Below are 18,512 nucleotides of genomic sequence, written 5' to 3'. Positions count from 1 at the left end.
GTCCTTTCGCTCCCTAATGTAGGTGAGCGGGGCTGAATCGCAAGTTAGCGCGCCTATAGTTGGCGAACCTTTCGCCCGCCACCTGCGGGTGTGAACAAGTGTGGCCGGGAAGGTGAGGGCCACCTGTGGCGCAAATGCCCGGCCTTATCCGCCAGATGAACAGCGAAATGCGGTTTCACTTGCCAATCTTGTGCAATGCAGCATCCTTCTCCGCTTCGGGGGTTTCGCGAAGGTGCGGCAAGATGAGGGGGATGACGTGAGCGAGGGACGCGATTCGCTGTGGAACGAGGATCTGGCGCCCAGCGGGCCGGAGCAGCGCACCTGGCGCTGGTACCATTTTGCCGCGCTGTGGGTGGGCATGATCGTGGCGGTGCCGACCTGGATGCTGGCGGCAGGGCTGATCGAGCAGGGCATGTCCGCGCTCCAGGCGACCAGCGTGGTCATCCTGGGCAACGTGATCATCCTCATCCCCATGCTGCTGATCGGGCACCCCGGCGCGCGCTACGGCGTGCCCTTCGCGGTGCTGGTGCGCGCCTCCTTCGGGACCGTGGGCGGGCGCCTTCCGGCCGCGGCCCGCGCGCTCGTCGCCTGCGGGTGGTACGGCATCCAGACCTGGATCGGGGGCGAGGCGCTCCTCACCCTGCTGGGCATCTTCCTCGGCGCGGACATGCGCGGAAGCCCGCTGCCTTTCTTCGGCATTGGCCTGGGTGAACTGCTCGCGTTCCTGGCGTTCTGGACGATCCAGCTGGCCTTCGTGCGCAAGGGCATCCTCACAATCAGGCGTCTGGAGACCTGGACCGCGCCCTTGAAGATGGTGGCCTGCTTCGGCCTCCTGTGGTGGGCGCTCGATGCCGCAGGCGGTGTCGGGCCGATCTTCTCCAGCCCCTCGGCCTTCGTTCCGGGCGGCGCGCGCGAAGGCGAGTTCTGGCTGGTCTTCCTGCCCTCGCTCACCGCCATGGTCGGCTTCTGGGGGACGCTGGCACTCAACATTCCCGACTTCACGCGCTTCGCCAAAAGCCAGAAGGACCAGATGATCGGCCAGACGCTGGGCCTGCCCCCGACGATGGGCCTTGTCGCGCTGATCAGCGTGATGACGACCTCGGCGACGGTGGTGATCTACGGCGAGGCGATCTGGGATCCGGTGCAACTGGCCGGAACGCTCTCAGGGCCCTTCGTGCTGCTGGGTCTCATCGTCATCGCGGTCGATACCGTCTCGTGCAACATCGCGGCGAACCTGGTGTGCTCGGCCTATGACTTTGCCGCGCTCTACCCCACCCGCATCTCCTACCGCACCGGGGCGCTGTTCACCGCCTTCATCGGCCTGTTCATGATGCCCTGGAAGCTCCTGGAGAGCACCAACGGCTACATCTACACCTGGCTCACCGGCTACGGCGCGCTGCTCGGGCCCATCGCGGGCATCCTCATTGCCGACTACTGGCTGGTGCGCGGAACACGGCTCGACGTCGAGGGGCTCTACCAGGAGCACGGGCCCTATCGCTATGGCAATGGCTGGAACCCCAAGGCCCTGATCGCGCTGGCCGCGGGCATCGCGCCCAACGTGCCGGGCTTCCTTGCCGTCTCGTTCCCGGCGAACTTCGCCGGCGTGGGCTGGTTCTGGGGGCAGGTCTACACCTACGCCTGGTTCGTCGGCGTGCTGGTGGCGCTGGGCGTCTATGCCGGGCTCATGCGGATGGGCGTGCAGGAGGTGCCCGCCGGGGAAGTCCAGGCCGCAGAATAAAGAGATTCCGAGGGCCATCGCCCTCGGGCTCCCCATACTGTCGACCTCACCTTTCGCAGCCGCCGTGGCGCGCGAGAGGTGAGGTCGCCCGTTTTGGGGTCAAGGGGCGATGGCCCCTTGGAAAATATCTTCTTAGTCCGAAACGAACCCACCGCGCGGATCGTCGGCATCGAGGTCCGAGAACTTCGTGATGCGCGCCTCGAACTTCAGGCGCACGCGGCCGGTGGAGCCGTGGCGCTGCTTGGCGACGATCAGTTCGGCAAGGCCGGTGACCTGCTCCATGCGCTGGCGCCAGGCTTCCCACTTGTCGACCACGTCTGGCGGATCGCCTTCGGCGGGGAACTTGGGCTCGGTCGCGTTGACGTAGTAGTCTTCGCGGAAGACGAACCAGACCATGTCGGCGTCCTGCTCGATCGAGCCGGATTCGCGAAGGTCGGAGAGCATCGGCTTCTTGTCCTCGCGGCTTTCCACCGCGCGGCTGAGCTGGGAGAGCGCGATCACGGGCACTTCCAGTTCCTTCGCCAGCGTCTTCAAGCCACGCGAAATTTCCGAAATTTCGTTCACGCGGTTGTCGTTGGCGCGGCCCGAGCCGGAGAGCAGCTGCAGGTAGTCGATGATGATGAGGCCGATGTTGTAGCGGCGCTTCAAGCGGCGCGCGCGGGTGCGCAGCGCGGCGATCGAGAGGCCCGGCGTGTCATCGATGTAGAGCGGCAGCTCGGCGAGGCGCTGGCTGGCAAAGGAGAGCTGCTGGAAGTCCTCGCGGCTGATCTTGCCCATGCGCAGCGCTTCGGAGCTGATGCCCGACTGTTCGGCCAGGATACGCGTGGCCAGCTGGTCGGCGCTCATTTCCAGGCTGAAGAAGGCGGTCGGCGCGCCCACCGAGCGGCGCGGCTCGATCCCCAGGGCCATGTCGTCGACATAGCGCTGCGAGGTGTTGAACGCGATGTTGGTGACGAGCGAGGTCTTGCCCATGCCGGGACGTCCGGCCAGGATGATCAAGTCGGAATCGTGAAGGCCACCGATCTTGGAGTTGACCGATTCAAGACCGGTCGTCTTGCCCGAGATGTTGCCGCCCGAATTGAACGCCTTCTCGATGTTGAAGATCGCGGTGTGGGTGGCCTGCGCGAAGCTCTTGGCCTCGTTGGCCGAGGCGGCGCCTTCTGCCACCTTGTAGAGCGCGGCTTCGGCCTGTTCGATCTGCTGCTGCGGCTCGACCGCCTCGGAGGTGTCCATCGCCCCTTCGACGAGGGTGCGGCCCACCGTGATCAGTTCGCGCAGGAGCGCCAGGTCGTAGATCTGGTCGGCCAGCTCGCGCGGGGCCAGGAGGCCCTGTCCGTCGGCGGTGAGGCGGGCGAGGTAGGACACGCCGCCCAGCGCTTTCAGCTGTTCGTCGGCTTCGAAATAGGGGCGCAGCGTGACCGGAGTGACCACCGCCTTGCGGTCGAGCAGGGTGACGATGCGCTCGAAGATGCGGGCGTGGACGGGCTCGAAGAAGTGCTGGGGGCCCAGCTGGGTCTGGAGTTCTTCCAGCACGCGGTTGTCGATCAGCAGCGCGCCCAGGAACGCGGCTTCGGCCTCCACGTTCGAGGGAAGGGCGCGCGCGCCCTGCGTGTCGTCGCTCGAGACTTCGGCGAGTTTGAGAACGTCCTGCTGTGCCATAAGCCTTCCCCAATGCGCCCGCACGCGCCAGCGGGCAAGGGGGCGACGCGCAGGCGATGGCGAATTTTTTCCCCAGCTTGTGGATGGGGCGTGGCAAGGGCACCAAAGGTCAGGGTTGCCCGGTCCTGCTGCAAGCGCGTAAGGCCAGAGGAATCATGGCGGACCCGCGCATCTCTCATATCGAACTCGACGATACCACGATCCTGTGGCGCAATGCCGATATCGAGCAGGAGCGCCGGATCGCGATCTTCGACCTGATCGAGGACAACCTGTTCAAGCCGCTGCGCGCCTACGAAGGCGGGCACGAGGGGCCCTACCACCTGCATCTTTCGGTACGCGACGGGCGGCTTTCGATGCAGGTTTCGGACGAAAAGGGCGCCGAGCTGGAAACGCTGGTGCTGGGCCTGGCGCGCTTTCGCCGGCCCATCCGCGAATACTTCGCGATCTGCGAGAGCTACTACCAGGCGATTCGCAAGGCCACCGCGCAGGAGATCGAGACCATCGACATGGCCCGGCGCGGCATCCACAACGACGCCGCCGAACTCCTGATCGAACGTCTCGACGGCAAGGTCGAGACCGACCATCCGACCGCGCGGCGTCTGTTCACGCTGATCTGCGTGCTCCATATCCGTGGTTGACGATTGTTAACGATCGAAGACGATACTTCACACTTACACTGCACGCGCTGACGACAGGTCCCGGGACGCAATCAAGGCATGACATCGCGAAGGAAGAAGGCGGCCGCACGGCTGCGCTGGCTGGTGCGCTTCGTCGTGGTGCTGGCGGTGCTGGGCCTTAGCGGCGCAGGCTGGGCCTGGTACCGGGCGCATAGCTGGCTGCCCGACCGCGCGCTCTATCCCACGCAAGGGGTGGAAATCGGCGCGCGCGACGGCGAGGTCAGCTGGAAGTCGCTGAAGGCCATCGGCGCGGACTTTGCCTATATCGATGCCAGCGCCGGTGTGGACGAGCGCGATCCGCGTTTCGTCGCCAACTTCGAGGCCGCGCGCGGTGCCGGGATGCAGGTGGGGGCGGTCCACCGCTACGATCCGTGCCAACCGGCCGAAAAGCAGGCGGCCAACTTCGTCACCACGGTCCCGCGCGAGGGGGATCTGCTGCCCCCCGCGGTCGAGCTCGACACGCTGGCCGATGGCTGCGCGGGCAAGGTCTCCGACGCGCGGGTCGAAAGTGAGCTGATGACCTTCCTCAACCAGGTCGAAACGCACACCGGCAAGCCCACGATCCTCAAGGTCACGCAAGGCTTCCAGGCGCGCTACGCCATCGCGCGCAAGCTCGACCGTAACCTGTGGCTGGTGCGCGACCGCTTTGCGCCCTCCTACGCGGGGCGTGACTGGATGCTGTGGACGGCCAACAGCGCGCTTTCGACACAGATTGCCCCGGGCGATCTGCGCTGGCTCGTGATAAGGCCCGCGTCATGACGAGGACAACGCCCGATTCCCTTTCCGAGGCCCAGCGCGACGCGCTGCTGGCCCAGGCGCGCGAGGCCGCGCACAGCGCCTATGCGCCCTATTCGAAGTTCCATGTGGGGGCCGCGCTCCTGATGGGAGATGGCTCGGTGGTGACCGGCGCCAATGTCGAGAACGCGAGCTACGGTCTCTCGCTCTGCGCCGAGACGGTGGCGGTCGCCAAGATCCTGTCCCAGCCCGGTGAGGCCGGGCGGCTGGTCGCGGTTGCGGTGACCGGCGGGGCTCCCGGTCATCCGGGCGAGGGCATGGTGGTGACGCCGTGCGGGCGCTGCCGCCAGATGCTCAACGAGGTCGCTCAGCTGGGCGGCACCGACCCGGTGGTGTGGAGCGATGGCGCGGACGGCGTCCTGGAAGAGCCGCTCTCGGTGCTGATCCCGCACGCGTTCGGTCCGGCCAACCTCGCGTAAGCGCAAGCAGTAAGAAGTTTTTTCAAGGGGCCATCGCCCCTTGCCCCCCGAATCGGCGACCTCACCATTCTCGGCCACCGTGGCGCGTGAAAGGTGAGGTCGACAGTTCGGGGAGCCCGAGGGCGATGGCCCTCGGAACTCTCTCTTCTGGCTTATCTCAGCCCGCGTCGCGCTCTTCGAGCCATTCAAGCAGCGCGCCCAGGCAATCCTGGCCCAGCTGCATCGAGCGTTCCGGGCTCCAGGCCTGGCGCGGATCGGCGGCCGGATCGTGGTCCTTGAAGGGCATTTCCAGCGTCATCGAGACGGCACCGAAGCGTTCGGCGACCTGGTTGGTCGACATCGCGAGGTTGCCCTTGCCTGCAGGCGCGGTCGGGTAGCCCAGCTTGCGCTGGAAATCGGGCGTGCGGCGGTCGAGCAGTTCGCCAAAGCGATCATACCCGGCCTTCTGCGCGGGCGTCAGCGAGGGAATGCCCTCGAAGCCGGCGAGGAATGCGGCGGGGATCGCCTCGTCACCGTGGACGTCCATCGCAAAGTCGACCCCGGTCGCGTCCATCGCGTTGCGGATGGCGAGGACTTCGGGCGACTTCTCGGGGGTGGGCTCGGCCCATTCGCGGTTGAGGTTGGTGCCCACCGCGTTCGTGCGCAGGTGCCCGCGGCGCGAGCCGTCCGGGTTGCAGTTGGGCACGATGTGGAAGCTGGCGCGGCGGCGCAGTTCGCGGCCCACCGAGTTCGCCGGATCGGTCAGCAGGTCGAGCGCGCCTTCCATCCACCATTCGGCCATCGATTCGCCGGGATGCTGGCGGGCGTAGAGCCACACGCTGACCGGGCCGGTGCCCATTTCGAGGCAATCGAGCGGCTGGCCGTCGAGCGTGGTGCCCAGCGTGCGCAGCGTCACGCCCTCGCACTGCGCGGCGTCGGCGAGAAGGTCGTGGTGGCGCTCCATCGAGTAGGGCGCGAAGTAGGCGAACCAGGCGAGGTCGGAGCTGGGCGTGTAGCGGATCGTCAGGCTGCCCCCTTCATCGCCCTCTGCGAACGTGCTGGGGGTGCGCGTCCACAGCGCGCGGTCTTCGGAGACGCAGGCGTTGTAGCCGGGCCAGCCCATCGGGTAGGCCGAGCCATTGAGGCCGGTGATCTTGAGCGTCAGCTCGCGGCCCGCTGCGCCCGAGACGCGAAAGTGGAACCACTGGGCGAAGTCGCTCATGTGGTCGCGCTGGATGGCGAGGCGAGCCGTGGCGCCCTCGATCGAGAGCACCTCGATGTTGCCCGCGTCGAAGTCGGCGTGGATCTGTATGTCGGTCATTCTGGTCTTTTCTGTCATTTCACGAGGATGGTTTCGCCCGATTCGCCGGGGAAACCTTCAAGTAGGGCGCGGGCGAGCGCCTGGGCGCTCGCGTCGGGCGCGGCAAGGTCGGATTTGCTCGAAACGATCCGGTGGGCGCGGCCCTCCCACTGGCGCGCACCCGATGCGGCGTCATCGATGGTGAGGAAGAGGCGGGTCTCGATCTGCTCGCCGGGACGCGGCGTGAGGTCGAGGCCGATGCCAAGGCCCACCCCCGATCCGTAGCCACCGGTCCCCGCGCTGCCGCCCACCGAAACCGGCGAGCGGCCGGAGGAGGGCCGGAAACGCTCCTGCTCGAGGCGCAGGCGCGCGACGCTCTGCGCGGTGCCCTCGCCCGCGGAGGCGGGAAGGACGCGGTAGCCTGCGCGGGTCAGCTCGGCGGCGATGGCCGCGCGGTAGGGGGCAAGCTCCAGGCTGCTGGCATCGCTCGTCACGAGCTCGAGGCGCAAGGCCCCGCGCGGGGTGCCGGGCGCTGCGGGCAGGCGGTGGAAACGGGTGACTTCGACAGGCCCCGCCACAGGCGTTGTCGTGCAGGCGGCAAGGCTTGCCAGCACGCCGCCTGCGGTGAGCGCAAGCAGGGGAAAGGGCAGCCTTGGCATTGCGGATCTCCCGGAAAGTGCGGTTCTCCCAAAGGGGAGGGGCGCGTGGATCGTTCGGGCACCGATCGGTGCGTCGATCCCCCTGATGTGGGCGTCCGGGCGCCGGGATGCAAGCGCGCTAATTGGCGGGAAGGGCGCCGTTTTGGGGATCGGGCAGGACTTCGGGCGCCTCGGGGATGCCGATCTCGGTGACGGGCACGGTGACCGGCTCGCCGTCGGGGAAGCGGTCGAGCAGGGCATCGGCAAGCCGCGTCGCGATGGCGGCCTCGCTCCAGTCCTCGTCGCCTTCGTAGGTGGCCATCTCGGCGTTGCCTTCCCACAGCACCTTGCCCTCGGCCCGGTCGCGGATGGTCAGCTCAAGCCGGGTCGAGACAAGCGCGGTGCGCGGCTTGGACATGTCGACATTGACCGAGAGGCCATAGGCCGTGCCCAGCGTGCCGACCGAGACGGCCGCGGCGCCGCTGACCGGCTTGTGGTCCATCTCGGCGGGGACGAGCACGCGCTGGCGAATCGTGAGCGCGGCGACCTGCGTGTCGGGGCCGGTGGTGTTGAGCGTGTCGTAGCCGGCGGCCACAAGCGAGTTGACCACGGCGGCCTCGAAGCGGGCGCGCTGGGCGGGATTGACCCAGTCCGCCCCCGGCACGGTCTCGGGGCCGTCGTCGTGCGTGTTTTCCTGCGCGGTGGTGACGACCTTGATCGGGCCGTGGCCCAGCGCATCGGCGAGCGCATCGGCGCGCACGAATCGGCTGACCTGGACGCGCCCATCGCGCGGGTCCTTCTCACGATGGCTGGAACGCGGCGCCATCGGTGCGATCGGGCCGCTCCAGCCCGGCCCGCGCCAGCCACCATAGCCCCCGTATCCGCCCCATCCGCCCCAACCGCCATAGCGCGAACCCCAGCCCGGCTGGGCGAGGGCGGGGGAGATCAGGAGGGCGCTGGCCAGCGAAACCGTCAGCACCCGCCCGGCGGCGCGGCGCACAGGGCCAGCGATGGACAGGCGATTCGGCGAAAGATCTCGATAGGCCACGTGCGTCTTTTCCTTGGGGCTGGCGTGTCGGGCGCGATCTGGGTAGGGGAGCGGACCCGCGAAGGCCATAGCATCTGCGTGCGTTGCTGGCAGATGAATGGCCCCGTTTTGCCGTTGCTGGCGCGGCGCGATGCTTGACTCTGTGCGCGCCAACCAGTAACGGGCCGACTTCAAATTTCCGGCGGTCGGTAACCGCCTGACCAACCTGGACGAGACAAGACATGAAGATTCGCAACAGCCTCAAGTCGCTCAAGGGCCGTCACCGCGATAACCGCGTGATCCGTCGCCGTGGCCGCACCTACGTCATCAACAAGACGCAGCCCCGCTTCAAGGCGCGCCAGGGCTGATCTGATTCGCCTGTCCCCGCGGCCTGTCGGCGGCGGGGAAACTTACGGCGGTCGGTCTGTGCACTGATGACATGAGACCCCCGCCATGTGCGGGGGTTTTGCCGTGTCCGGAATAGATGCCGTTGTTTTCGACGTGGGCCGTGTGCTTGTCCAATGGGACATGCGCCGCCTGTTTGCCCAGCTCATCGACGATCCGCAGGAGCTGGAATGGTTCTGCACCACGGTCGTCACCGAGAAATGGCACCATCAGCATGACGAGGGCCGCGAGCTTTCCGAGCTTGTCGCCGAGCGCAAGGCCGAGTTTCCCGGCCACGATCACCTGATCGACGCCTACGCCACGCGCTTCCTCGAGACGATCCCCGGCAATATCCCGGGCTCACACGAGATCGTGCGCGAACTCGCCGCTTCGGGAATGCCGCTGTTCGCGATCACCAACTTCGCCTCGCCCTTCTGGCGCGAATACCGCGCGCAGGAACCGCTCTTCGACCTGTTCGGGGAGATCGTTGTCTCGGGCGATGAAAAGATTGCAAAGCCCGACCATCGCATCTTTGACCTGGCCGCGCAGCGCTTTGGCCACGCGCCTTCGGCCATGCTCTTCATCGATGACAACGCGGCCAATATCGAGGCTGCGGCGGCGCTCGGCTGGAATGTCCATCATTTCCAGGATGCGCCCACCCTGCGCGCCGACCTTGCGTCCCGGGGGCTGCTCGCCTGAGCGCGCGGCGCCTGTCGTCACAGCCTGTGCTTCTGGCTGGAACACATTTCTCCTGTCTGCCTTAACCCTTCTGCAGGGTGTGAAACTTTTATTTCGCACCTGCAGCGGGGGGTCCTTGGCAAGTCCCGTTCTATGTTGCATCACGTGGACAAACGGGAGTCACGATGTCGACGACGAACGCACCGAAGTTTGACGAAATGCTCAACGAGGACGGAACTGTTCGTTCCGCCTATGCCGATTTTCGCAATTGGTACGATGCGCAGGACAAGTCCTGGCTGAAACGACAGGACGGGGAAGCGGAACGTTTCTTCCGGCGCATCGGAATTACTTTCAATGTCTACGGGGAATCGGACGCCGAAGAGCGCCTCATCCCCTTCGACATGATCCCCCGGATCATCACCGCGAAGGAATGGCGCAAGCTCACCAAGGGCATCGAGCAGCGCGTGCGCGCGATCAACGCCTTCCTTCAGGACCTTTACCACCGGCAGGAAATCATCCGCTCCGGACGCCTCCCGATCAGCGCCTTGCGCAACAACGAGGCGTTCCTCTCGCAGATGATCGGCTTCACCCCGCCGGGCGGCGTCTACACCCACATCGTGGGCATCGACCTCGTGCGCACGGGGCCCGATGAATTCATGGTGCTGGAGGACAATGCGCGCACGCCCTCGGGCGTCTCCTACATGCTGGAGAACCGCGAGACGATGATGGCGATGTTCCCGGACCTGTTCACGCAGATCCCGGTGCGCCCCGTTTCCGACTACCCGCGCCGTCTCGCCCGGTCGCTGCGCGCCTGTGCGCCCGCGGCCTACAACGCGGCCGGGGGCAAGCGCCCGGTCGTCGCGGTGCTGACGCCGGGCATCTACAACTCGGCCTATTTCGAGCACGCCTTCCTCGCCGACCAGATGGGCGCGGAACTGGTGGAGGGCAGCGACCTTCGCATCATGAACGGGCGCGTCGCGATGCGCACGACGACCGGCTACAAGGCGATCGACGTCATCTACCGCCGTGTCGACGATGATTATCTCGACCCGCTCACTTTCAACGCGGATTCGGTGCTGGGCGTGGCGGGCATCATGGACGTCTACCGTTCGGGCGGCGTCACCATCGCCAACGCGCCGGGCACAGGGATCGCCGATGACAAGGCGATCTACAGCTACATGCCCGAGATCGTGGAATTCTACACGGGCGAAAAGCCGATCCTCAACAATGTGCCGACCTGGCGCTGTTCGGAAGCGGATTCGCTGGCCTACGTGCTCGACAACCTGAAAGACCTGGTGGTCAAGGAAGTCCACGGCTCGGGCGGCTACGGCATGCTGATCGGGCCTACCTCCTCCAAGAAGGAGCTGGCCGCCTTCGAGCAGAAGCTGCGCGCCAAGCCCGACAACTACATCGCCCAGCCCACGCTCTCGCTCTCGACGGTGCCGATCTTCACGCGCGAGGGGCTGGCGCCGCGCCACGTGGACCTGAGGCCCTTCGTGCTGGTCTCGCCCGACGGGATCGACATCACGCCCGGCGGCCTCACCCGCGTCGCGCTCAAGAAAGGATCGCTGGTGGTCAATTCCTCGCAGGGCGGTGGCACCAAGGACAGCTGGGTGCTGGAGGACTGATGCTCGGACGTGCTGCCAATGGCGTTTACTGGATGGCCCGCTACCTGGAGCGGGCGGAGAACACCGCGCGCCTGATCGACGTGGGCTTCCACCTCGCGCTCACCGGATCGAGCAAGGATTCGCAGCACGACGAGTGGCGCTCGGTGCTGACGACGGCCGGCCTGATCGAGGATTACGAGGCGCTCTACTCCGATTTTTCCGGCCCGCAGGTGTTCAACTACATCCTGCGCGATCCCGAAAATCCGGGCTCGGTGCTCAAGATGCTCGAATACGCGCGGACCAACGCGCGGGTCGTGCGCACCAGCATCACCAACTCGGTGTGGGAAGCCACGAACGAGGGGTGGATGACGCTCAAGGACATGCTCGCGCGGCCCGTGCGCGAGACGAACCTGGGCGAAGTGCTCACCGCGATCCGGCGCACCGGCACGCTCGTGCGCGGCGCGCTTGAAGGCACCATGCTGCGCAACGAGGTCTACAACTTCGCGCGCATCGGCACCTTCATCGAGCGCGCGGACAACACCGCGCGCATTCTCGATGTGAAGTACTACGTGCTGCTGCCTTCCAACGCCTGGGTCGGCTCCAACCTCGACAACCAGCAGTGGGACACGCTGCTGCGCTCGGTTGCGGGCAACCGGGCCTTCTCCTGGCTCAACGCGGGCTCGATGGACCCGCGCGAGATCGCCCGCTTCCTGATCCTGGATGGCCAGTTCCCGCGCAGCCTGGTGTTCTGCGCCGAGAAGATCCGCAGCAACCTGGCCGGCCTTGCCAAGGAGTACGGCGGAGAGACGTCCGCGCACGAACTCCTGCGCGACAAGCTCTCGCGCCTGCACCAGATCGATGTCGAGGAAATCTTCGACCAGGGCCTGCACGAATTCCTGCAGGACTTCATCACCCGCACCAACGAGGTCGGCGCCGTGATCGCGGCCGACTACCGCTTCACAGAGTAAGGGGCCTTCGTGCTGCTGACCGTTTCCCATACGACCCGCTATGTCTTCGAAGACCCCGTTTCGCATGGATTGCAGCGCCTGCGCCTGAAACCCAAGTCCACCCACGGGCAGGAGGTGCTCGACTGGACGATGGAGCTGACCGGCGCGAAGGTCGAGGCCGAGTACGACGACCAGCACAACAACCACACCGCGCTCGTCTCGCTGGAGGCGGGCGCGCGCGAAGTGATCGTGACCTGCAAGGGCTCGGTGCAGACCTCGATCAGCGACGGGGTCACGGGCATGCATTGCGGGCACATGCCGCTGTGGTGCTTCCTGCGTCCGACCGACCTTACCCGTGCGGGCAACAAGGTGCGCCAGCTCGTCGCCTCGGTCGAGGCGGACCGGGAGGATACGCTCGGGTTCCTCCACGCGCTGTCCTACGCGGTGGGCGAGGCGGTCGAGTACCTGCCGGGCGAGACCGACACGACGACGACGGCCGAGCAGGCTCTCGCGGCGGGCAAGGGGGTGTGCCAGGACCACGCCCATATCTTCATCAGCGCCGGACGCCTGCTCGACATTCCGATGCGCTACGTGGGCGGCTATCTCAAGATGGACGACCGCGAGGAGCAGGAGGCCGGGCACGGCTGGGCCGAGGCGTACGTCCAGGGGTTGGGCTGGGTCGGTTTCGATATCTCCAACAAGGTCTGCCCGGATGAGCGGTACATCCGCGTAGCCACGGGTTGCGATTATCGCGAGGCTGCGCCGGTTACAGGTATTTCCCAAGGCGGCGGCGCGACGAGCCTCGATGTCCATTTGTCGGTGGCGGAGAAGCTGCTAGGAGGACAGCAGCAGCAGCAATCCGGCGACGGGGTGCAGCAGCAGCAGACGGGAAGCGGCTCGGCCTGAAGGTCGATCTGTCCCGTCTGTTCAGGTTACGGGACGTGAGACGTTCGGGGCAGGGCTCCGGCGCTCCTCAGAAAAGTTTGCAGGAACAAGAGCTTCCATGACGTACTGCGTTGGCATGATGCTGGAGCGTGGCCTCGTGTGCATGAGCGACACGCGGACCAATTCGGGGGTCGATAATATCTCGACCTTCCGCAAGATGAACCACTGGGAAGTGCCCGGTGAGCGAATCATCACGATCATGACGGCGGGCAACCTGGCCACCACGCAGGCCGTGATCAGCCAGCTGGAAGAGCGCAACAAGGCCCCTTCGGACCGGCACAACTCGCTGCTCGAGGCCGAGACGATGTTCCAGGTCGCCACGATCGTGGGCAACCTCCTTCACGAGACGATCGCCAGCCGGGTCGAGGACAACGGCCAGCGCGCGGCGGCGGGCACCTTCAGCGCGACGATCATCGTGGCGGGCCAGATCGCAGGGATGGAGCCGCGCCTGTTCATGATCTACCCGGAAGGCAACTTCATCGAGGCGAGTTTCGACACCCCTTTCTTCCAGATCGGGGAGACCAAGTACGGCCGCCCCATCCTCCTGCGCGGCTACGAGCCCGACATGAGCTTCGAGGCGGCGGTGAAGCTGCTGACCGTGTCCTTCGATTCGACCCTCAAGGCCAATCTCTCGGTGGGCCTCCCGCTCGATCTTCTGGTGATCGAGCGCGACCGCTTCACCCCGCTCCACGAGCGGCGCATCGAGGCGGGCGACCCCTATCTGCAGTCGGTTTCGGACGGCTGGGGCGAGGCGCTGCGCCAGGCGTTGGAAGCGCTGCCCGATTACCGCATGGACGGCGATGCGGGTGGCCTGTCGGCCTGATCCGCGAGAGCGCAAAACACCTCCATTTCCGAGTTAGTTGGCGCTGCTAACGCGCCTGCCTGCGTGGTACCCCAAGGCTTCGACTCCCCCACAAGAATGGAGCGGATCATGGGCCTTGGATTGTTCAGAAAAGGTGGCCGCGGGCCTGCGCAGAGCAGTTCGGCGGCGCGCATGCGCGACGTGCGCACCGAAGGGAAGGGCTACTTCCTCGCGGGCAAGGGGCAGTACACGCATGAGGTGGTGCGGCTGGCCCGGGGCCATTCGGCGCTGGCCTGGGGGGCTGAGCCGCCCACAGCCGTGGCGGGGATCGTCACGCATGGGACCAGTCAGGCAAAAGTGCTCGGGCGCGATTTTCTCGCCCGGCTGGTCGAGACCGCGCCCAATGGCTTTGCCTGCAACCGCATCGCCGTCCACATCACGGGCGAAGGCATCGGCTACCTGCCGCCGAGCCTGTCGTCGATCTACGCCGAATGGGCCGAGGACTGGCGCCTGACCCAGACCTTGATCCTGTGCAAGGCGCGCGTTCTCATCAAGCCGGGCAAGGGGCCCCGGCGGCGCCCCTGCGCGCAAGTCATGCTCGACATCGCGCGCCCCTTTGAAATCCGCGCCTTCGGGAGTTGAGGGAAGGGGGCTGGGGGACAGCCGCCGATTAGCGGCAATAGCTCCCGCCGCTCGCTTCCAGGTGGAAGTGGTTGGCATGTGCGGCGTTGTAATCGGGACCCAGCACCATGCCGAACCGCTTGCAGGCGCTCTCGTGGACGACGCGCAGGAAGCGCTTTTCCGCGCCGGATCCCTGTTCCCAGTCGTCCAGGACCGAAATCCGCCGTCCGTCGGCAAGGACGAAGCCGGAGACGTCGATGGCGTTGGCGGTGGCATGGCCCGAACGCTTCGCGGTCCCCGCCACGTTGCGGCAGTTGTAGCTGCCGAAGGTCTCGATCCGCGCGATGCGGCTGCCCAGGATCTGCTCGGCCGCGCGGTCGACGCCAAAGCGCGCCCATCCGGCAAACCCGGTCGCCACCGTGCAGGTCACCGGCCCCAGGTTGGAGAGGCCAAGCGAGGCGGTGTCGCTGGCAAGGCTGGACAGACGCACCGTGTTCACGGTTGAACAGCCCTTGCCGAAGTACTTGTCGTCGAGCGGCTGGAAGGCGGCGTGCTGCGCGCTCAGTTCGCTCAGGCATTGGCCAAAGGCGGGGCTGGGGCGGCTGTAGGCGCGCGATGGCCGCGAGGATTGGGACTGCCGTGCGCTCTCGCGCTGCGAGGCAGGCGGCTGCGGGCTGCCGATGCAGGCGCCGAGCAGGCCCACAAGGGGCAGGATCAGCAGGTTTCTGCGCATGGAACGAGCTTATCACACCTGCGTGGTTAACGTGAGGTTGCTCACTCAACCCGTGGAGATCGCTGGAGTTCCAAGGAGTTGGCGCTGCGGGCAGGGCAGCAGTCGGAAAAAGGTAGAAAGATGTTTCCGAGGGCCATCGCCCTCGGGCTCCCCAAACTGTCAAGCTCACCTTTGTCGCGCCGCCTTGGCGGAGACTGGTGAGGGTGCCGATCTTGGGGTCAAGGGGCGATGGCCCCTTGAAAGACAACTTCTTTTTCGTGTCTGGCGGACGTCTCTGCGCGGGCGCCATCACGCGAAAGTGCCCTTTGGGTCCGAGATGTATCCGACCATCGTACAATTGCCCCGATTGGCAGCGGGAATCGTTTGACATGATCGGGCAACGCTTTAGATGCGGCTTCGGGCCACGCGGTCCCAACGCCGCGCGTGCTCTCTGTGAGGAGAGTCTTAAATGACTGATATTACGGTTCCGGCGCGCAAGCCTGCGCGTCCGCATTTCTCGTCGGGTCCCTGCGCCAAGGCACCCACCTTTGCTCCCGAAAAGCTGGCCACCGAATCGCTGGGTCGTTCGCACCGCGCGAAGATCGGCAAGTCGCGCCTTCAGTACTGCATCGACCTGATGCGCGAAGTGCTGCAGCTGCCCGACACCCACCGCATCGGTATTGTCCCCGGTTCCGACACCGGCGCCTTCGAGATGGCCATGTGGACCATGCTCGGCGCCAAGCCGGTCACCACGCTCGCCTGGGAAAGCTTCGGCGAAGGCTGGGTGACGGACGCGGCCAAGCAGCTCAAGCTCGACCCCACCGTGATCCGCGCCGACTACGGCCAGATCCCCGACCTCACCCAGGTGGATTGGAGCAACGACGTGCTCTTCACCTGGAACGGCACCACCTCGGGCGTGCGCGTTCCCAATGCGGATTTCATTCCCGCCGACCGTGAAGGCCTGGCCTTCGCCGACGCGACCTCGGGCGTCTTCGCCTACGACATCGACTGGTCCAAGATCGACGTGGCCACCTTCTCCTGGCAGAAGGTCCTGGGCGGCGAGGGCGGCCATGGCGTCCTGATCCTCGGCCCCCGTGCGGTCGAGCGTCTGGAAACCTACACCCCCGATCGCCCGCTTCCCAAGATCTTCCGCATGACCAAGGGCGGCAAGCTGATCGAGGGCATCTTCAAGGGCGAGACGATCAACACCCCCTCGATGCTGGCCGTCGAAGACGCGATCTTCGCGCTGGAGTGGGCCAAGGACCTGGGCGGCCTCGAAGGCCTCAAGGCCCGTTCGGACGCCAATGCGGCCGCTCTCGACAAGATCGTTGAAGAGCGCGACTGGCTCGGCCACCTGGCCGCCGATCCGGCGACCCGTTCGAAGACCTCGGTCTGCCTTACCGTCGAAGGCGCGGACACCGACTTCATCAAGAAGTTCGCCGCCGCACTTGAGAAGGAAGGCGCGGCCTTCGATCTCGCCGGCTACCGCGATGCGCCTGCGGGCCTTCGCATCTGGTGCGGCGCCACGGTCAACACCCAGGACATCGAGGATCTCGGTCCCTGGCTTGACTGGGCCTACGCCACCGTCAAGGCCGCTGCCTGATTTTGTCGCTGTGTCCCGGCCATTGCGCCGGGGCCGGTTCTCCCGCAGGCCTGGCCATGTGCCGCCTGTGCTCCCCGCCAGCTGTCCATGTGTGGACGCGCGGGACGACGACAAGGAATTTGTAAAATGACCAAGCCCAAGGTTCTCATTTCGGACAAGATGGACCCCAACGCTGCGCGCATCTTCGAAGAGCGCGGCTGCGACGTGGACGTCATCACCGGCGAAACGCCCGAGCAGCTGATCGCCCGCATCGGCGAATACGATGGTCTCGCCATCCGTTCCTCGACCAAGGTCACCAAGGAAATCCTTGATGCCGCGACCAACCTCAAGGTCATCGGCCGCGCCGGCATCGGCGTCGACAACGTCGACATCCCCTATGCCTCGGGCAAGGGCGTGGTTGTCATGAACACCCCGTTCGGCAACTCGATCACCACCGCCGAGCACGCCATCGCCATGATGTTCGCGCTGGCTCGCCAGATCCCGGAAGCCAACGCGCAGACCAAGGAAGGCAAGTGGCCGAAGAACGCCTTCATGGGCGTGGAAGTCACCGGCAAGACGCTCGGCCTCATCGGCGCGGGCAACATCGGCTCGATCGTTGCCAGCCGTGCGCTCGGCCTCAAGATGAAGGTCGTCGCCTACGATCCGTTCCTGACCCCTGAGCGCGCCGTGGAAATGGGCGTGGAGAAGGCCGACCTCGACACCGTCCTGGGCAAGGCCGACTTCATCACGCTGCACACGCCGCTGACCGAGCAGACCCGCAACATCCTCTCGGAAGACAACCTCGCCAAGACCAAGAAGGGCGTGCGCATCGTCAACTGCGCGCGTGGCGGTCTGATCGACGAGAACGCGCTCAAGAAGATGCTCGACAGCGGCCACGTCGCCGGTGCCGCGCTCGACGTGTTCCAGACCGAGCCGGCCAAGGACTCGCCGCTGTTCGAGTGCGCGAACTTCATCTGCACCCCGCACCTGGGCGCCTCGACCACCGAAGCGCAGGTCAACGTCGCGCTGCAGGTGGCCGAGCAGCTTGCCGACTACCTCGTCAACGGCGGCGTCACCAACGCGCTCAACATGCCCTCGCTCTCGGCCGAGGAAGCGCCCAAGCTCAAGCCCTACATGAAGCTCGCCGAACAGCTCGGCAGCCTCGTCGGCCAGCTGACCCGCGATTCGGTCCCGCGCATCTCGATCCACACCGAAGGTGCGGCCGCCGAACTCAACATGCGCCCGATGGTCGCCGCTGTTCTCGCCGGGTTCCTGCGCGTCCAGTCGGACTCGGTGAACATGGTCAACGCCCCCTACCTCGCCAAGGAGCGCGGTCTGGAAGTGCGCGAAGTGAAGACCGAGCGCGAAGGCAACTACCACACGCTGATCCGCGTCTCGGTCAAGACCGAAGCTGGTGAGCGTTCGGTGGCCGGCACGCTGTTCAACAACCAGGACCCGCGCCTGATCGAACTGTTCGGCATCAGCGTCGAATCCGACCTGTCGGGCGACATGATGTACATCGTCAACGAGGACGCCCCGGGCTTCATCGGCCGCATCGGTACGCTGCTGGGCGAAAACGGCATCAACATCGGCACCTTCAACCTGGGTCGGCGCGAGACCGGCGGCGAAGCCGTGCTGATGCTCTCGGTCGACAGCGCGGTCCCCGAGGACGTGCTCAAGCAGGCCGAAGCCCTTCCGGGCGTGAAGCTGGTCAAGGCGCTCAAGTTCGCCTGATCCCCGCCGCGGCCTCCGGGCTGTCGTAGTTACGAACGATCATGGGGGCGGGCCTTCGGGCTCGCCCTCTTTTCGTTTCGAAGGGGCTGGGAACCTCGAAGAAGGGGAAGGAAGACAAATGCGAGGGCCATCGCCCTCGCGCTCCCGGAATCGGAGAGCTGTGGCCTATTGGAGAGGTCGCTTCCTCCTGCTGTCGCTGTTCTCGCCAGGGTCGGTCCGGTGCCGTCTGGGCGAAGCTCGCATTGATGGTGTTGTGAGGAATGGAGCG

18 protein-coding genes are annotated in these 18,512 nt (G+C 66.0%); 13 read left to right on the top strand and 5 right to left on the bottom strand.

From position 1 onward, the window contains the following. Positions 1-256 precede the first annotated feature (256 nt). Positions 257-1,738: an NCS1 family nucleobase:cation symporter-1 gene (locus HT578_RS05185; protein ID WP_213502441.1), complete on the top strand. Its 1,482-nt coding sequence runs from the start codon at positions 257-259 to the stop codon at positions 1,736-1,738. A 132-nt stretch (positions 1,739-1,870) separates the two neighbouring features. On the opposite strand, the gene HT578_RS05180 is transcribed toward HT578_RS05185, so the two are convergent. Then, on the bottom strand, positions 1,871-3,397 hold the full coding sequence (locus HT578_RS05180; protein WP_213502439.1) for a replicative DNA helicase: 1,527 nt from the start codon (positions 3,395-3,397) through the stop codon (positions 1,871-1,873). Between the two features lie 155 nt (positions 3,398-3,552). Here HT578_RS05180 and HT578_RS05175 point away from each other — a divergent pair, with 155 nt between their 5' ends. From HT578_RS05175 to HT578_RS05165, 3 genes are all read left to right on the top strand, one after another. After that, on the top strand, positions 3,553-4,035 hold the full coding sequence (locus tag HT578_RS05175) for a UPF0262 family protein (RefSeq protein WP_213502437.1): 483 nt from the start codon (positions 3,553-3,555) through the stop codon (positions 4,033-4,035). Positions 4,036-4,113: 78 nt separating this feature from the next. Further along, positions 4,114-4,833: a glycoside hydrolase family 25 protein gene (locus HT578_RS05170; protein ID WP_213502435.1), complete on the top strand. Its 720-nt coding sequence runs from the start codon at positions 4,114-4,116 to the stop codon at positions 4,831-4,833. Further along, positions 4,830-5,288: a cytidine deaminase gene (locus HT578_RS05165; RefSeq protein WP_213502433.1), complete on the top strand. Its 459-nt coding sequence runs from the start codon at positions 4,830-4,832 to the stop codon at positions 5,286-5,288. Before HT578_RS05170 ends, HT578_RS05165 begins: the two co-directional genes overlap by 4 nt. A gap of 157 nt (positions 5,289-5,445) precedes the next feature. Here the strand turns inward: HT578_RS05165 and HT578_RS05160 are convergent, their stop codons facing one another. The 3 genes from HT578_RS05160 to HT578_RS05150 all read right to left on the bottom strand — a co-directional run bounded on the left by HT578_RS05160 (position 5,446) and on the right by HT578_RS05150 (position 8,253). After that, positions 5,446-6,588: a M14 family metallopeptidase gene (locus tag HT578_RS05160; protein ID WP_213502431.1), complete on the bottom strand. Its 1,143-nt coding sequence runs from the start codon at positions 6,586-6,588 to the stop codon at positions 5,446-5,448. Between the two features lie 14 nt (positions 6,589-6,602). After that, positions 6,603-7,226, bottom strand: a complete 624-nt coding sequence (locus HT578_RS05155) for a DUF4136 domain-containing protein (RefSeq protein ID WP_052322423.1) — start codon at positions 7,224-7,226, stop codon at positions 6,603-6,605. Positions 7,227-7,344: 118 nt separating this feature from the next. Beyond that, positions 7,345-8,253, bottom strand: a complete 909-nt coding sequence (locus HT578_RS05150; protein WP_213502430.1) for a DUF4136 domain-containing protein — start codon at positions 8,251-8,253, stop codon at positions 7,345-7,347. 221 nt (positions 8,254-8,474) lie between these two features. Here HT578_RS05150 and ykgO point away from each other — a divergent pair, with 221 nt between their 5' ends. The 7 genes from ykgO (at position 8,475) to HT578_RS05115 (ending at position 14,237) form a co-directional block, all read left to right on the top strand. Next, on the top strand, positions 8,475-8,600 hold the full coding sequence (gene ykgO / locus HT578_RS05145) for a type B 50S ribosomal protein L36 (RefSeq protein WP_123152541.1): 126 nt from the start codon (positions 8,475-8,477) through the stop codon (positions 8,598-8,600). A gap of 103 nt (positions 8,601-8,703) precedes the next feature. Beyond that, on the top strand, positions 8,704-9,315 hold the full coding sequence (locus HT578_RS05140) for an HAD-IA family hydrolase (protein ID WP_239026491.1): 612 nt from the start codon (positions 8,704-8,706) through the stop codon (positions 9,313-9,315). Between the two features lie 164 nt (positions 9,316-9,479). Further along, a complete protein-coding gene (locus tag HT578_RS05135; protein ID WP_039392680.1) occupies positions 9,480-10,922 on the top strand; it encodes a circularly permuted type 2 ATP-grasp protein in 1,443 nt (480 codons plus the stop codon). After that, the gene (locus HT578_RS05130) at positions 10,922-11,869 is read left to right on the top strand and encodes an alpha-E domain-containing protein (protein WP_039392681.1); all 948 of its coding nucleotides are present in this window, start codon (positions 10,922-10,924) and stop codon (positions 11,867-11,869) included. The genes HT578_RS05135 and HT578_RS05130 overlap by 1 nt, the downstream gene beginning before the upstream one ends. A gap of 9 nt (positions 11,870-11,878) precedes the next feature. Continuing rightward, positions 11,879-12,754 carry a transglutaminase family protein gene (locus tag HT578_RS05125; protein ID WP_213502428.1) on the top strand — a complete coding sequence of 292 codons (876 nt, stop codon included), beginning with the start codon at positions 11,879-11,881 and terminating at the stop codon, positions 12,752-12,754. A 97-nt stretch (positions 12,755-12,851) separates the two neighbouring features. Next, entirely contained in the window at positions 12,852-13,616 is a 765-nt protein-coding gene (locus tag HT578_RS05120; protein WP_039392683.1) for a proteasome-type protease, read from the top strand. Between the two features lie 171 nt (positions 13,617-13,787). Continuing rightward, positions 13,788-14,237 carry a hypothetical protein gene (locus HT578_RS05115; RefSeq protein WP_213502427.1) on the top strand — a complete coding sequence of 150 codons (450 nt, stop codon included), beginning with the start codon at positions 13,788-13,790 and terminating at the stop codon, positions 14,235-14,237. 28 nt (positions 14,238-14,265) lie between these two features. Here the strand turns inward: HT578_RS05115 and HT578_RS05110 are convergent, their stop codons facing one another. Next, on the bottom strand, positions 14,266-14,949 hold the full coding sequence (locus HT578_RS05110) for an extensin family protein (protein ID WP_213502426.1): 684 nt from the start codon (positions 14,947-14,949) through the stop codon (positions 14,266-14,268). Between the two features lie 448 nt (positions 14,950-15,397). On the opposite strand from HT578_RS05110, the gene HT578_RS05105 reads away from it, so the two are divergent. Both HT578_RS05105 and serA read left to right on the top strand, forming a co-directional pair. After that, on the top strand, positions 15,398-16,531 hold the full coding sequence (locus HT578_RS05105) for a phosphoserine transaminase (RefSeq protein WP_039392686.1): 1,134 nt from the start codon (positions 15,398-15,400) through the stop codon (positions 16,529-16,531). A gap of 126 nt (positions 16,532-16,657) precedes the next feature. Next, the gene (gene serA / locus HT578_RS05100; RefSeq protein ID WP_039392687.1) at positions 16,658-18,244 is read left to right on the top strand and encodes a phosphoglycerate dehydrogenase; all 1,587 of its coding nucleotides are present in this window, start codon (positions 16,658-16,660) and stop codon (positions 18,242-18,244) included. The last annotated feature ends 268 nt before the right edge of the window (positions 18,245-18,512 follow it).

Source organism: Novosphingobium decolorationis (genome assembly GCF_018417475.1).
Classification (GTDB): domain Bacteria; phylum Pseudomonadota; class Alphaproteobacteria; order Sphingomonadales; family Sphingomonadaceae; genus Novosphingobium; species Novosphingobium decolorationis.
This window is presented reverse-complemented; position numbering and strand designations above follow the sequence as displayed.